This is a genomic window from Bacteroides stercoris ATCC 43183, from assembly GCF_025147325.1.
Classification (GTDB): Bacteria; Bacteroidota; Bacteroidia; order Bacteroidales; family Bacteroidaceae; genus Bacteroides; species Bacteroides stercoris.
The window spans coordinates 564174-578067 of record NZ_CP102262.1; the positions used below are offsets into that span (position 1 = coordinate 564174).

General features: G+C 45.2%; 12 protein-coding genes. 5 read left to right on the top strand and 7 right to left on the bottom strand.

Going from position 1 to position 13894, the window contains the following annotated elements; genetic code table 11:
* Positions 1-3 precede the first annotated feature (3 nt).
* The gene (locus NQ565_RS02325) at positions 4-1167 is read right to left on the bottom strand and encodes an IS4 family transposase (protein WP_016660807.1); all 1164 of its coding nucleotides are present in this window, start codon (positions 1165-1167) and stop codon (positions 4-6) included.
* Positions 1168-1494: 327 nt separating this feature from the next.
* On the opposite strand from NQ565_RS02325, the gene NQ565_RS02330 reads away from it, so the two are divergent.
* From NQ565_RS02330 to secDF, 5 genes are all read left to right on the top strand, one after another.
* On the top strand, positions 1495-2178 hold the full coding sequence (locus NQ565_RS02330) for a rhomboid family intramembrane serine protease (RefSeq protein WP_005655379.1): 684 nt from the start codon (positions 1495-1497) through the stop codon (positions 2176-2178).
* Positions 2159-3049 carry a rhomboid family protein gene (locus tag NQ565_RS02335; protein WP_040315879.1) on the top strand — a complete coding sequence of 297 codons (891 nt, stop codon included), beginning with the start codon at positions 2159-2161 and terminating at the stop codon, positions 3047-3049. The genes NQ565_RS02330 and NQ565_RS02335 overlap by 20 nt, the downstream gene beginning before the upstream one ends.
* A 7-nt stretch (positions 3050-3056) precedes the next feature.
* A complete protein-coding gene (locus tag NQ565_RS02340; protein ID WP_040316005.1) occupies positions 3057-4157 on the top strand; it encodes an endonuclease/exonuclease/phosphatase family protein in 1101 nt (366 codons plus the stop codon).
* A gap of 58 nt (positions 4158-4215) precedes the next feature.
* Positions 4216-6300 (top strand): M3 family metallopeptidase, encoded by a 2085-nt coding sequence (locus tag NQ565_RS02345; protein ID WP_005655383.1) that lies wholly within the window; start codon positions 4216-4218, stop codon positions 6298-6300.
* A gap of 83 nt (positions 6301-6383) precedes the next feature.
* Positions 6384-9392 (top strand): protein translocase subunit SecDF, encoded by a 3009-nt coding sequence (secDF, locus tag NQ565_RS02350; RefSeq protein WP_005655384.1) that lies wholly within the window; start codon positions 6384-6386, stop codon positions 9390-9392.
* A 456-nt stretch (positions 9393-9848) separates the two neighbouring features.
* Here the strand turns inward: secDF and NQ565_RS02355 are convergent, their stop codons facing one another.
* The 6 genes from NQ565_RS02355 to NQ565_RS02380 form a co-directional block, all read right to left on the bottom strand.
* Entirely contained in the window at positions 9849-10463 is a 615-nt protein-coding gene (locus tag NQ565_RS02355) for a DUF6549 family protein (RefSeq protein WP_005655387.1), read from the bottom strand.
* On the bottom strand, positions 10453-11049 hold the full coding sequence (locus NQ565_RS02360; protein ID WP_005655389.1) for an N-acetylmuramoyl-L-alanine amidase: 597 nt from the start codon (positions 11047-11049) through the stop codon (positions 10453-10455). Before NQ565_RS02360 ends, NQ565_RS02355 begins: the two co-directional genes overlap by 11 nt.
* On the bottom strand, positions 11046-11642 hold the full coding sequence (locus NQ565_RS02365) for a hypothetical protein (protein ID WP_040316008.1): 597 nt from the start codon (positions 11640-11642) through the stop codon (positions 11046-11048). Before NQ565_RS02365 ends, NQ565_RS02360 begins: the two co-directional genes overlap by 4 nt.
* A 254-nt stretch (positions 11643-11896) precedes the next feature.
* Positions 11897-12022 carry a hypothetical protein gene (locus NQ565_RS02370; protein WP_005655394.1) on the bottom strand — a complete coding sequence of 42 codons (126 nt, stop codon included), beginning with the start codon at positions 12020-12022 and terminating at the stop codon, positions 11897-11899.
* Positions 12019-12447: a hypothetical protein gene (locus NQ565_RS02375; protein ID WP_005655395.1), complete on the bottom strand. Its 429-nt coding sequence runs from the start codon at positions 12445-12447 to the stop codon at positions 12019-12021. Before NQ565_RS02375 ends, NQ565_RS02370 begins: the two co-directional genes overlap by 4 nt.
* Positions 12410-13597 carry a reverse transcriptase/maturase family protein gene (locus NQ565_RS02380; protein WP_005655397.1) on the bottom strand — a complete coding sequence of 396 codons (1188 nt, stop codon included), beginning with the start codon at positions 13595-13597 and terminating at the stop codon, positions 12410-12412. The genes NQ565_RS02375 and NQ565_RS02380 overlap by 38 nt, the downstream gene beginning before the upstream one ends.
* Between the last annotated feature and the right edge of the window lie 297 nt (positions 13598-13894).

Here is a 13894-nt window from a genome sequence, read left to right on the forward strand (position 1 = left end):
CAATTAATCAAAAAGCCCCGGAATCAGGGGATCATTTAGATCTTTGACATCATTGAAATTAGTCTTGTCGAACAGGTCACGCAAGTGGGTTTTGTCAGTCAATGATATGCTGAGAATTTGTAAAACTTCATAGGTTGAACGTTTCAACTTCATATCATGTTGGACAATAGCCACAAGACAGTACGTGATAATAGCCACACTGATTTGTATGCGAACAGCGTTCTCTGTTGTGCCCCAGAATTTCTTTATCTTGAGATGCTGCTTGAGCCATTTGAAGAACAGCTCGATTAACCATCTTTTCTTATAAAGATCGGCGACATCCAGTGCAGAAAGTTGTTTTGCATTCGTCAAAAAAGTGAACTCACGGTCATCCTCTTCGTCGTAATATCGGACGAGTCTGAATGACTCAGGATATTTTTTCTCGGAGAGATATCCGGTCAGTTTCACTTCCGCATCTGTCATTATGTTCTTTGGCATTCTTCGCTTCCATCTGACTGTCTTATACTTTAAGTTCGTCTTGGCTCTGACAACAAAGAAAGAGTCTGTAAGATGTATCCTATAGAGTTCTTTAAAGGAGTCATAAGCCCTGTCGAATATATAATAAGCATTTGGTTCATAATGGATTGAAGACATTGCTGTGGAATCATGCTTTGATGCAGTAGTTACAGTATAGAAGGCAGGAACTTGTGCTTCAATGTCGTATAAGACATGAGCTTTCACCCCTCCTTTCTTGCTTCGGAACTTTGCCCATGGGAATGTTGCAAGACACAACGGAATCGTTGTTGAATCAAACGCATATTTCTTTCCGGAAATGTCAAGGATGTTGGTCGTCCGCTTCTCGCAGGCTTCCTTCATCATATAGAATGCAAAGTCTTCGAAGATTCTGTAATCACGGTTCTGGTTCGCTGTCGCAAGAGTTGTCTTGGCTATCGGTTCACGACCTAAACCAAGATGATATTGCTTGGCCCTATGCGCCTCGAAAGCAACGACTAAGTCTCGCAGGCTCTCACGGTTACTCAGTTGTCCAAACATCATCGCGAGCATCTGATTCCAGCAAGTGAAATGTTTCACATATCTGTTGCCATCATACTTGCGAACATAGTTGTTGAACTGAGTCCTGTTCAGAAAAGCGGTTAATTGAGAGAATACGTATTTGTCTTGGAACATAGCAGCCATTTGTATTAGACTGCAAAGTTGCAAAATCAAGTCCGTTTCATTTCAAAAAACCGTGTAATTGACTATATTTCAATAATTTCAAAGAACTATTTATCCACTTTTACGGGACAGTAGTGATACGAATGATTAATTAATTGTTACACAAAAGAAAAATTCCAATGCTACTTCCTACAAAAATAGAGCAAAAATTCTGAATATCAAATAAAAACATTAAAAAAAGGGCGGAAAACAGAGAAAAAGAAAGAATAGGAGTTCCTTTTTCTGTTATAGAACAGAATTTATTCGTATTTTTGCCAAATAAAGCGAAAAAAACAGATTATGAATACTATACCGACAGTAACCAAAAACCTTTTAATCATCAATGTACTGATGTTTCTCGGCACAATTGTGGCACAGAGTTACGGCATTGATTTAAACAACTACCTGGGACTGCACTTTTTCCTTGCCGGAGATTTCAATGCAGCACAGTTGATTACTTATATGTTCATGCACGGCGGATTTACCCATCTGTTCTTCAACATGTTTGCCGTTTGGATGTTCGGCCGTATACTCGAGCAGGTCTGGGGGCCGAAACGCTTCCTGTTCTACTACCTCGCATGCGGCATCGGTGCAGGGCTTATCCAGGAGCTTGTACAATACATCCATTACGAAACGGTGCTTTCCGCATACGACAGTGTCAATACCGGGTATTCCATCATCCCCATGGAAGAATATCTCAACATGATGACTACCGTCGGAGCGTCCGGAGCCGTATATGCCATCTTGCTGGGATTCGGCATGCTGTTTCCCAACCAACCGATGTTCGTCTTTCCGCTACCGTTTCCTATCAAAGCCAAGTATTTCGTTATCGGATATGCCTTGATAGAATTATTCTCGGGACTTGCCAACAATCCGGGCGACAATGTGGCGCACTTTGCACATTTGGGCGGTATGATATTCGGATTCATTCTAATAATGTACTGGAGAAAAAAGGACAGAGGAAATGGCTACTATTATAACTGATTTAAAGGAATCGTTCCGTAGAGGAAACATCTACATCCAACTGATTTATATCAATGTAGGAGTATTTATCTTCACTACACTGACAGGAGTCATATTGCAGCTCTTCAACCGGAGCCTCGGCGGAGTGTTCGAATGGCTGGAACTGCCCGCTTCACTGCCCCGCTTCATCATCCAGCCCTGGTCTGTCCTGACGTATATGTTTATGCACGCAGGAGTCCTGCATATTCTTTTCAATATGCTTTGGCTGTATTGGTTCGGTGCCTTATTCCTGAACTTTTTCTCTGCCAGACACTTACGGGGAGTATACATCTTAGGCGGAATCTGCGGCGGACTGCTTTATATGACCGCCTACAACATCTTCCCTTATTTCCGTCCGATGACGGAGTACTCTTTCATGCTGGGAGCATCGGCATCCGTACTCGCTATCGTGGCGGCTACCGCCTATCGGGAACCTGACTACCCGATACGTCTTTTCCTTTTTGGAACCGTACGCCTGAAATATCTGGCATTGATTGTTATCGTAACAGACCTGTTGTTTATCACCTCCAGCAATGCCGGCGGACATATCGCCCATTTAGGCGGAGCGTTGGCAGGTCTGTGGTTTGCAGCCAGCCTTAGCAAAGGCGCGGATATCACTGCATGGATTAACAAGTCTCTGGACGCTGTCACTGCCTTGTTCAGCTTCAAGCCCCGCAAGCCCAAGATGAAGGTCCATTATGGAACCGAAAGACAGAAAGATTATAACTATAACGCCCGAAAAAAAGCTCAATCCGATGAAATAGACCGTATCCTCGACAAATTGAAGAAGTCCGGATATGAAAGTCTCACAACGGAAGAAAAGAAGAGCTTGTTCGATGCAAGTAAACGATAATGTATGTATGAAGCATTTCGGTAATTTTGTCGCCCTGCTGATTGTAGCGGTCAATGCTTTATTCACGGGTCTTTTGCTGTTGGTGGCATACAGTCCTTACATCCAACCGGCAACGCATCCGGTACAATCCTGTCTCGGACTGACCTTTCCGGTCTTTGCACTTATCAACGGCGGCTTTCTGATTTTCTGGCTGGTTATACAACGATACAAGACAGCTTTGCTACCTTTAACCGGCCTTCTGTTATGCTACTCGCAGCTACGGACCTATCTGCCCCTTAATTTTCACACCACCGAGCTTCCCGAAGGCAGCATAAAGCTCCTGTCTTACAACATTATGGGTTTTGACGGTGCTTACAAAAAAGACGGGAAGAATCCGATACTCACCTATCTGAAAGAGAGCAATGCCGACATCCTATGCCTGCAGGAATATGCATCCGACGAATCTCCCCGCCACCTCACGCAGAAAGACATTGAACGGGAGTTGAAAGATTATCCCTACCGCCGTATCAACGTCGTAGGCAGCGGCAACGGCTATACCAACAGGATAGCATGTTACTCCAAATTTCCCATTCTATCCGCACGTGTCCTGGACTATGCAAGCAGCTACAACGGTTCCGTACTGTATGAACTCAAACTGAATGAAGATACGATTACCCTTATCAACAACCATTTGGAGTCCAACAAACTGACAAAGGCCGATAAAGACATTTACGAAGAAATATTGAAAGCTCCCGAAACGGAAAAAGTGAAAAGCGGCGCACGGCTGTTGCTGCATAAACTGGCGGAAGCATCCGCCATCCGCGCCCCGCAGGCAGACACCATTGCACGGGAGATAGCATCTTCCCGGCATCCGTCCGTCATCGTCTGCGGAGATTTCAACGACACTCCCATTTCATACGCCCACCGCGTCATAGCGCAAAATCTGGATGATGCTTTCACCCAGTCGGGACGCGGACTGGGAATCTCCTACAACCAGAACAAATTCTATTTTAGGATAGACAACATATTAATCAGCAAGAACCTGCGGTCGTACAACTGTACGGTAGACCGTTCCATAAGAGAGTCCGATCACTATCCGATATGGTGCTACATAGCCAAACGGCAATGACGTTCCCTGCCAAGATGAAATTATCAATAAACTACTCATTATCTAATACTCTGACTTTATGTTTAAAAGAAGTATTCTAATTTTAGCTGCAAGTTGTATGATGTACTCCTGTGCCAACCAAACGGAAAGCAATCCGTTCCTCACCGAGTTTCAAACCCCGAACGGTGTTCCGCCTTTCGACAAAATCAGGCTGGAACACTACGAACCGGCATTCCTTCAGGGAATAGAAGAGCAAAATGCCAATATCCGGGCTATTGTCGACAATACCGAAGCGCCGGATTTTGAAAATGTAATCGTTGCTTTTGACAACAGTTCACCCATACTCAACCGGGTAAGCGCCATCTTCTTCAACATGACGGATGCCGAGACCAGTGACGCCCTGAACGAACTTTCCATAAAGCTCGCTCCGGTACTGTCCGAACATGGAGACAATATATCGCTTAACCAGGCGCTATTCAATAAAGTACAGGCCGTTTACCAGAAAAAGGATTCGTTAAACCTGACCACCGAGCAACAAAGACTTCTGGACAAAACATACAAAGATTTCGTACGTTCCGGCGCCAATCTTTCTGCCGAAAAGCAAGCCCGCCTGCGCGAGATAAACAAGCAGCTCTCCACGCTGGGCATCACTTTCAGCAACAATATCCTGAACGAAAACAATGAGTTCATGCTCTTTGTAGACAAGCAGGAAGACCTTGCCGGACTTCCCGAATGGTTCCGCCAAAGCGCTGCCGAAGAAGCAAAAGCTGCCGGACAGGAAGGCAAATGGCTGTTTACGCTGCACAACGCCAGCCGTCTCCCGTTCCTGCAATATTCAGCCAACCGTCCGTTGCGCGAGAAAATATACAAAGCTTACATCAACCGCGGCAACAACAACGACAAGAACGATAACAAGAAAATCATTACCGACATCGTCAGTCTGCGTCTCGAAAAAGCCCGCCTGTTAGGCTTCGACTGCTATTCCAACTTCGTACTGGACAATACGATGGCAAAGAATTCGGCCACAGTAATGGAGTTCCTGAACAACCTGTGGAATTATGCCCTGCCTAAAGCCAAGGCCGAAGCTGCCGAACTCCAGAAGCTGATGGACAAAGAAGGCAAAGGCGAGAAGCTGGAAGCCTGGGACTGGTGGTATTATACCGAGAAGCTCCGCAAAGAAAAATATGACCTCGAAGAGGACCAGATCAAACCCTACTTCAAATTGGAGAACGTACGCGAAGGCGCTTTTGCCGTTGCCAACAAACTCTATGGCATTACGCTGACAAAACTCAACAATATCCCTGTCTATCATCCCGATGTAGAAGTCTTCGAGGTAAAAGATGCAGACGGCTCGCAATTAGGCATCTTCTACGTAGACTACTTCCCGCGTCCCGGCAAGAGCGGCGGAGCATGGATGAGCAACTACCGCGAACAGAAAGGCGACATCCGTCCGTTGGTGTGCAACGTAGCCAGCTTCACCAAACCCGTTGGCGATACCCCCTCCCTGCTCACAATGGATGAAGTGGAAACCCTTTTCCATGAATTCGGCCACGGACTGCACGGACTGCTGACCAAATGCAACTACCAGGGCGTCTCCGGCACGAATGTAGTGCGCGATTTCGTAGAACTTCCGTCACAAATCAACGAACATTGGGCCACTGAACCCGAGGTATTGAAGATGTACGCCAGACATTACCAGACCGGCGAAGTCATCCCCGACAGCCTCATCGAAAAGATACTGAAACAAAAGACTTTCAACCAGGGTTTCATGACCACCGAGCTGCTGGCAGCCGCCATTCTCGACATGAACCTGCACAACCTGACGGATACGAAAGGTATCGATGTCGTAGCCTATGAAAAAGAAGCTATGGACCAACTCGGTTTAATCCCCGAAATAGCTCCCCGCTACCGCACCACCTATTTCAATCACATCATAGGCGGCTATGCCGCAGGCTATTACAGCTATCTGTGGGCAAACGTGCTGGACAACGATGCTTTTGAGGCATTCAAGGAACACGGCATTTTCGACAAGGCAACTGCCGATCTTTTCCGCCGCAATGTGCTGGAAAAAGGAGACAGCGAAGACCCGATGACACTCTACAAGAATTTCAGAGGGTCAGAACCGCAATTAGAGCCGATGTTAAAAAATCGCGGTATGAAGTAAGAATTGTGAAAAAAAAGCTATATTTGCAGCCTTATATACAATAGAAATCAATTAAAAAGTAATCATAATAAACTAAAAGTAACATGCAAAACAAAGGATTTGTAAGGGTTTTTGCGATATTGCTCACACTGGTGTGTGTGTTCTATCTCTCCTTCTCTTTTGTGACCCGCCATTACGCCCATAAGGCTAAAGAGTTCGCAAAAGGCGATGTGAAAGTAGAACAGGACTACCTCGATTCTCTGTCAAACGAGAAAGTGTGGTTCGGCAATTGGACGCTGAAACAATGTCGTGAAATGGAGATCAGTTTAGGTTTGGACTTGAAGGGTGGTATGAACGTCATCCTGGAAGTGTCGGTACCCGATGTCATCAAGGCATTGGCGGACAACAAGTCTGACGAAGCATTCAACCAGGCACTGGCCACTGCGGCAAAACAGGCTACTACCAGCCAGGACGACGTTATCACGTTGTTCATCAGAGAGTATCACAGAATCGCTCCGGATGCTTCACTCTCACAACTGTTCGCTACCCAACAGCTAAAGGACAAGGTAAACCAGAAATCTTCCGATGCAGAAGTTGAAAAAGTATTGCGCGAAGAAGTAAAGGCAGCCGTTGACAACTCATTCAACGTGCTCCGTACCCGTATCGACCGCTTCGGTGTGGTTCAGCCCAACATCCAGAGTCTGGAAGACAAAATGGGACGTATCATGGTGGAACTTCCGGGTATCAAAGAGCCTGAACGTGTAAGAAAATTGCTACAAGGTTCTGCCAACCTGGAATTCTGGGAAACATACAACGCAAAAGACGTTGCTTCGTACCTGCAATCGGCTGATGCCAAATTGCGTGCAATCCTGGCTACCACAGAAGACGCAGCAGAAGCAACAGACAGCGTAGCTGCCGAAGCTCCCGCTGTAGCGCAAGCTACCAGCACTACCGACAGCCTTGCCGCAGCACTGAAAGGTGAAAGCAAAACACAGGCTGCCGACCTTGAGCAAATCAAGAAAGAACATCCGCTGCTGGCAGTTCTTCAGGTAAATCCCAGCGGTCAAGGCCCTGTTGTAGGTTATGCAAACTACAAGGATACCGCTGATATCAACAAATACCTCTCCATGCCGGAAATTCAGGCTGAAATGCCGAAAGACCTGCGCCTGAAGTGGGGTGTTTCTCCTTTTGAATACGACCCGAAAGCACAGACTTTCGAATTGTACGCCATCAAGTCTACCGAACGTAACGGACGCGCTCCGCTGGAAGGTGACGTAGTTGTAAACGCCAAAGACGAATTCGACCACTATGGCAAACCTGCCGTAAGTATGTCTATGAATACGGACGGTGCACGCCGTTGGGCACAACTCACCAAACAGAATGTAGGTAAAGCCATCGCCATTGTACTGGACGGCTATGTATACTCCGCACCGAACGTAAATCAGGAAATCACCGGCGGTAACTCACAAATCACCGGTCACTTCACTCCCGAACAGGCAAAAGACTTGGCAAACGTATTGAAATCAGGTAAGATGCCGGCTCCTGCCCACATCGTACAGGAAGACATCGTAGGTCCGTCTTTGGGACAGGCATCCATCAACGCCGGTATCATGTCATTCGTTGTGGCATTGATTCTGTTGATGATTTACATGTGCTCCATGTACGGCTTCATCCCGGGTATGGTTGCCAACGGCGCTCTGATATTGAACTTGTTCTTCACGCTGGGTATCCTCTCATCCTTCCAGGCAGCTCTGACAATGTCCGGTATTGCCGGTATGGTACTGTCGCTCGGTATGGCTGTGGATGCCAACGTATTGATTTACGAACGTACCAAAGAAGAGTTGCGTGCAGGTAAAGGTGTCAAGAAAGCACTTGCCGACGGTTACTCCAATGCTTTCTCCGCAATCTTCGACTCTAACCTGACATCTATCATCACAGGTATCATCCTGTTCAACTTCGGTACCGGTCCTATCCGCGGTTTCGCCACGACACTGATTATCGGTATCCTGATTTCATTCTTTACTGCTGTGTTCATGACACGTTTGTTCTACGAGCACTTCATGAACAAAGACAAGTTGCTGAACCTGACATTCTCTACGGGAATCTCCAAGAACCTGATGGCGAATGTACACTTCGACTTCATGGGCAGAAATAAACTCTGGATGACGCTGGCAGGTGTAGCGGTTGTAGTTTGCATCGGCTTCCTCAGCATCCGCGGTTTGAGCCAGAGCATCGACTTCACCGGTGGACGTAACTTCAAGGTACAGTTTGAGAACAAGGTAGAACCCGAACAGGTACGCGAATTGATTTCCAGCAAGTTCGGTGATGCCAATGTCAGTGTCATCGCTATCGGTGCTGACGGCAAGACCGTACGTATCAGTACCAACTACCGTATCGAAGAAGAAGGTAACAACATCGACTCCGAAATCGAAGCATACCTGTACGAGACCCTGAAGCCGTTGCTGACCCAGAATATCACGCTGGAAACCTTCATCGACCGTGAGAACCATACGGGCGGCAGTATCATCAGCTCACAGAAAGTAGGTCCGAGTATCGCAGACGACATCAAGGTATCCGCTATCTGGTCTGTTGTATTGGCACTGATTGCTATCGGTCTGTACATCCTGCTCCGTTTCCGCAACATTGCCTACTCTATCGGTTCCGTATGTGCACTGGCCTGCGACACGATTATCATTTTGGGCGCCTACTCCATGTTCTGGGGCATCCTGCCGTTCTCTTTGGAAATCGACCAGACGTTTATCGGTGCTATCCTGACGGCTATCGGTTACTCAATCAACGATAAGGTGGTAATCTTCGACCGTGTACGCGAGTTCTTCGGTCTCTATCCGAAACGCAACAAGAAAGTATTGTTCAACGATTCACTGAACACGACTCTGGCACGTACTATCAATACCTCACTGAGTACGTTGATTGTATTGCTGTGTATCTTCATCCTCGGTGGTGATTCCATCCGCAGCTTCGCATTCGCCATGATTCTGGGTGTTGTATTCGGTACACTGTCTTCTCTGTTCGTTGCATCTCCTATCGCTTACATGCTGATGAAGAACAAAAAAGATACAGAACAGGCAGTAGCTGTTGAAGAAGCAAAATAATTCCTATTATATAAATAGGATAAAAATAAGAGAAAGAGGAAATCCCGGTGTAACGGGGTTTCCTCTTTCTCTTTTCTACAGAATTTTACGGATACTCCTCTACAGCAGCAGGAAGTTCCGCACACAAAAAAAGGACGTCCGTATCATAACAGACATCCTTTCGTAGCTCCGAGGGGAATCGAACCCCTATCTAAAGTTTAGGAAACTTCTAACCTAACTTTGAGTATCAATTACTTGCGAGGTTATTTCAATTTTTCGTAGAACTATAGTAGAACTTTTGTATTTTTGTTGAATACCCCTGCCTCTCCAAAAGAAGAATACAGGGGTACAATGCAACACCGATTTTCAGAATCGGTACTGCAAAGATATGACTTTTATTCCAAAGGGCAAAGAAAAACCGGGCGCACTTCACAGCGAACCCGGCTCAGAACAAAAGTTCTACTCTGTTACTAACACCTAATCATTTCTTTTCTTCAATTCTATATATTCCGAATACACTATTTTTGTATGCGGATTGCTACTTACAACTTCTTGCCTAATAGCCTTTGTTCCCCATCGGAAAAACAACCATTGCTTAGGTACTCTATGCACTACTTGGAATAGAGTATCTACAGATTGTATGCGTAAATCCAGTTTCTTATCAGGCATGATTAAGCCATCAACATTTATCCACGGGTCTTTCCATCGTATTTCTTGGACCTTAAGATAGGATGTATCACGGTATATAATGCTATCCTTAACTATGGTTTGTACCTCTACCTCCGTTTTTGTTGCAGTCGTGGAAGCTGCTTGCAACCTCTTCACTTTCAAGTCAAGTTCCTTAACGGTATTCGTCAAGTCGGCACAATGCTTTTCCACCTCAGACTTGGATAAAGTCAATGCCTGTACAGAGGCAGCGGATTTCCCGGATTCTGTTTGGTAAAATTCGACTTTCTCCAACAAGGCGGTTTGGTTGCCATCCAACCTTTCCTTTTCTGATTTCAACTTGGAACAATAAGCCCATAGCCCAAAGGTAGCCGCCATCAAAAGCCCACAGAGGGCGATTAATATCAAAAACGCTTTATTTCTCATATTCCTTGATGTATTGGATTATACCCTCTACGTGGGTGTTCACAATGTTTTGTTTCCCCTCCATAGATGTAAGGTAAGCAATATCTTCCTTGTTATCCATGAAGAAATTCTCCGTCAATACAGCCGGGCATTTCGTCTTGGAAAGGATGTAGAAATTTTCCTCCCAATCCGGGTCGCCATCCGAATAGTCACGCCTAATCTTTTGCCCGGTAATAAAGCAAGCGGCAGCATCATACATTCGGTTTGCCAGTTCGTCAGCTTTCGTTTTGCCCTTAGTGGTATAGGCAGACCATCCACGGGCATTCATCCATTCGCCATTCCCGGCAGCATTGCAGTGGATGGAAACAAGCAACACGTTATTAGCCCCGTATCGGGCGCAAACCTCGTTCACACGCCTTGCACGTTCAGCCAAAGGCACGTCCAAGTTCTCCTTAACAATGCGTTCCGCTACATAGCCACGTTTAGCCAGTTCACGCACGACTTCATCCGCAATTTCTCTCGTATAGGCATACTCTCTGAAAGTTCCATCCGGGCTGCGTTTACCCGGTGTATTTTCTCCATGCCCATTGTCTATAAGTATCTTCATTCTTGATTCAATTTATGGTAAAAATCTATTTTTATACGGTCATAAACCGTCTGTACATTGGTATAAGTCCTGCCGTTATTCACGCTTTCTGCATATACCTCACTCCATACGCATTGCTCCACCCACTCAATCCATTCGGGGGACGTGTAGCTGGATAAGCGTTTGCCCCGATAGGTATAGTAGTCAAACCTGCTATTCCTATCTTCGTGCAAGTTCATTATCAAGGTGTGTATCTTAACCTTTGTAGCCTCATGGTCGGCTATGTGGTTTTCCTCTCTCACTTTCCGAATAATCCGGCACACCCTTTCTATAGCAAGGTCAAAGTATATACCCGAAGTATTCTTTATCCTTAGCTGTGTTTCCGGGCGCAACCCCTCCGCAATATCCGTAAGCATATCATTCTGATTCTTGGTTTCCGTCAGAAGTTCGGCTACCATAGACTGATTGCCTTTAATCATGCCGTTAATGATAGACTTGAACCATTTGAAACAAGCTATCATAAGTGCAGCCGCCAAACAGAGGAACACAGCGCACACTATCACCATAAAGCCAAAATCGCTTATGCCTTGTGCCACTTTCAAACTTTCTTCCATCATCGGTTTTTCTTATACTTGTTTCGCTTGTAATACTCAAAGTTATCTCTATCCTCCTGCGTGATTGGAGTATTCGGTGGAAAGAACTTAAACCCGTACATCGTTCCATAGCGTACCACTTTGATAACGGCACGAAACGGATATTTGCGCTTCGGGTCTAAAACAACATCTTTCAACTTCTTGCTGTCAGTATAGAAAGCGGATGCACCGATACCCTCGCCATAGGCGATAAGTGTTCTCGTTCCGTTCTCTGTCTATCTTTCCTTACACCCCGTAAACACCGTGACCTCATTAATCACGGCATCTACTGAGGTGTATTCACAATCGAAAATATCTTCATTCAAGGATTCGGTTTCCTCAAAGTCCATTACTTCGTTCATAAGTCCATCGGTATGTTATAGGTTTCACAATCGGCATCCACCATTTTACGGATAGCCAAACGGTCTTTCAAAAAGTCCTCATAGGGGGCTTTCGCACTTTCGGCAAGTAAGCCCAGCATGGCAGACTGATATTCGTTTACCAGCTTACTTTCTGTCTTAGCCGGGTATCTTGCAGTAAGCAACGTGCTGAAAATATTATCAGCCGTTTTTGGATATTCCACCCTCACGCTGTCATATTGGAACATCGTGCCTGTGGCACGTTCCGCATCAGTCGTAATCTCAATGCCACCCTCTTTGTCTGCAATAACCTTAACCTCTTTGATGTTATGGTTATAAAGGAACGTTCCCTGCCCGTTATTAAGAGAATCTATCACCTCCGGCTTAGTCTTAGCCAGCAGCCCTGTAGTCAAAACATTTGCTTCCATCGTTCAAACAATTATTAAAAATGAATTTACTGTGTTCCTCCGAGCACCTGATTATCCAGCCATATTCAGATGGGAAGAAGTGTTTAATATCCGTTTCATCTTTGATTTCGTATTTATTGATGGTGCGATGGAATTTCTTATAAAACCTTTTCAGAATACCGCTTCTTAGCAATATGCCGTAATGGTTTTGTTTGAATCCCACATAATCAATGCTACGAGCATCAACCGGGAATATCTGCCAGTTACTTTTAATCTCTACTTTCAATTCGCCACCCAAGTAAAGCCCCATCATGTCGAGTACGAAATGCAGTGCCTCTTTGTCAGCGCATAGTATCACCATATCATCCATATAGCGATAGTAGTAGATTTTCACCCCAAAACGCTTCATCACTATCTTAGCCAGTTCTTCTTTAACCCAATGGTCGAAATATGCTAAATAGAGATTAGCCAAATATTGACTTGTGAAATTGCCTATTGGCAGCCCCTTGTCTTTACCGTTACTATCTATTATCTTATCCAACAGCCTTAACAGTTGTTCATCCACTATAGTGTAGCGGATTATCCTTTTCAATGCTGCGTGGTCTATGTTATCATAGAACTTCTTGATGTCAATCTTCAAACAGAACCTTGTACCTTTTCTGTCTATGATTAAAGCCGTATGCACATCCTCCATACATTTATGAATATCACGCCCTTTGATACAAGCGTATGTATTCGCAATGAAGAAGTTAGTCCAGTAACGCCCCAACACATTGATAATGCAATGGTGTACTATCCTGTCCGGGAAGAACGGGGCAATCATAATCACCCTTTCTTTCGGCTCATATATAACCTTAATCCGATATTCACCGGGGGTATAAGTTTCATTGCGCAAGTCCCAGTACAAGCTATCCAAATTTTCCAAAATGTTCTCATTGAACTTGGATATTTCGGTACGCTCTCCTTTGCCTTGCTGTGCCTTATATTGCGCCCGTATGAGGTTGGAGCATTCATATATCAGGTGATAAACATTCTTAATCTTCTTAGCTTGGGAAATGAATATCTTTCCTGTATCACCGACATATAAACCGCAATCCTCAAAATCCGAGTATTGATAAAAGCAGGTATCAGCCGTATAACATAACCCGTATTCAGTCTTTACTACACCCATTTGTGCCGTTGTTCTAAAACAGAGCTTTCAATTACTTACTTGCACCGTCCTAATCCATATTATTTTACCAACTATCAGACGTGCCGATAGTCCCTGTGAGGTAAGGGCGTGGCAGCAACAGTTATAAGTTGAAACCACGGTAAAAGCGGAACCCATTGTTCGCATTCGCATACGAGGAACGATTATTCGCATTCAGATAACCGAAACCCGCATTCGCACCATTATTCGCATTAGCAGACAAAAGGGCACCAGCCGCCACAACCCTGTTATGTTTTTATTTTTTTCAATCCAACGCCA